Source organism: Plectonema cf. radiosum LEGE 06105 (assembly GCF_015207665.1).
Taxonomy (GTDB): domain Bacteria; phylum Cyanobacteriota; class Cyanobacteriia; order Cyanobacteriales; family Nostocaceae; genus Rivularia; species Rivularia radiosa_A.
The window spans coordinates 1-1,573 of sequence record NZ_JADEWL010000305.1 but is presented as its reverse complement, the minus strand read 5'-3'; the positions used below and the strand labels follow the sequence as shown (position 1 = coordinate 1,573).

The 1,573-nt window shown below is 40.5% G+C and carries 2 protein-coding genes; both read right to left on the bottom strand.

The annotated features are described in order from the left end of the window. Positions 1 to 24: 24 nt before the first annotated feature. Positions 25 to 312 carry a zinc ribbon domain-containing protein gene (locus IQ247_RS33775; protein ID WP_445974520.1) on the bottom strand — a complete coding sequence of 96 codons (288 nt, stop codon included), beginning with the start codon at positions 310 to 312 and terminating at the stop codon, positions 25 to 27. Next, complete coding sequence (locus IQ247_RS32115) at positions 288 to 1,238, bottom strand: RNA-guided endonuclease InsQ/TnpB family protein (RefSeq protein ID WP_445974537.1); 951 nt, start codon at positions 1,236 to 1,238, stop codon at positions 288 to 290. The genes IQ247_RS33775 and IQ247_RS32115 overlap by 25 nt, the downstream gene beginning before the upstream one ends. Between the last annotated feature and the right edge of the window lie 335 nt (positions 1,239 to 1,573).

Genomic DNA, 1,573 nt, shown 5'->3' with positions numbered 1-1,573 from the left:
GTGACATACTCCTACACTGACTGATTACAGAGAGCGTGTAGGCTTCTCACCAAATCCAGCTATTGCTTCGGATACTCGATGAGCTTTAAGAACCGGATGCCCCACGGCTCTATTTTTTATTACGATAGCTGCATTATGATCTCGATCTAGGCTGCAACCACACAGACAAGAATGCCATCTTTCATGCAACTTTTTTGGAACTTTCGCCCCACAACTAGAACAATCTTGTGACGTACCTGATGGATTCACTACAATTACCAATAACCCAGCATTTTCGGCTTTGGTGCTTAGAATTGATTGTTGCTTGACCATCCAGCATCATGCACAGACTTAGCTAGCATAGAACGAGAAAGACCTTTGACGTTTAAATCTTCGTGAACTACAACATCATATTTTTTCAGTAGATTGTTGGCAGTTTTAAAGTGAAAGTCTTTGCGCTTATCAACTACTTTTTTGTGCTGCTTGGCGACTTGCTTAATAGCTTTTTTGCGTCGATTACTTGCTTTTTTACGGCGTGAGATACGTTTTTGAATGACCCGCAATCGCTTCTGAGATTTACGGTAATGCTGAGGAATTGGAACAACATCACCATCAGAAGTTGTCAAAAACTCTTTTAAACCGAGGTCAATACCTGTAATTGAATCCGCATTGAAGTCAGGTTTAATATTTGGAACTGTTGTATCTTCAAGACTCAAGGTTAAATAGTAACCATCAGCCTTCTTAGTTACGGAAGCAGTTTTGGTTTTAAAGCCATCTGGAATAGGACGATGCAGAATAACTTTAACTATACCGAACATCGGTAAAGTTATTAAATTACCTTGCAAACATCCATCCTTCATTTGTGGATATGTAAACGTGCGATAACGTTCGCGTGATTTAAACCGAGGTCGTCCACTTCGTTTACCATTGCTATCACCTTTTAAAAAACGGTCAAAAGTTACCTTGACTCGTTTAACTATATCTTGTAGTACCTGCGAGTAAATTTCGCCATACCAAGGATGAGTTTTTTTAAGCTGTGGTAGCGTCTTCTTTTGTGAATAATAGTCTGGGTTGTCGCGTAGCTCTGGTATGTGGCAAACAAGAGGACAAGCATTAATCGGTGAGCGATTGCGCTCATACCAGTCAAATCTATCAGCCAACAAGTGGTTATATTGAGCGCATAACATAGACAACCACCTGTCTATCTCACTTGCTTGTTTTGTTGTTGGTCGTAGCTTGTACTGGTATGCTGTTCTCACTTGCTCACCCTCAACCATCAAGACTATAATACCATAAGCGTGACAACAAGGGGTAGACGAATATCAAAACTACTAGATTAAATGTCAGAATGTCTGAACGTAGATTAAACAAACTTCGCTCTTATGCTGTAACGAAAGATAAAACAGTCACGCAAATAGTAGAAGACTGGGTTGATAGATTGCCAAACACAGAGAGTGTTAAAATTAACGCTGACTCCCTCTCTATCAATCCTGCGGATTGAATTGGTCGGAGGTCGCGTTAATTTTAACCGCCTTATATCTCACCACTGAACGGAGTACCGTTTCAGTGGGAGGCTTACGGCAAAATAGCTAAA

Coding starts and splice junctions, on each gene's coding strand:
- IQ247_RS33775 (WP_445974520.1), bottom strand. CDS start 312: ATGGTCAAGCAACAATCAATTCTAAGCACCAAAGCCGAAAATGCTGGG.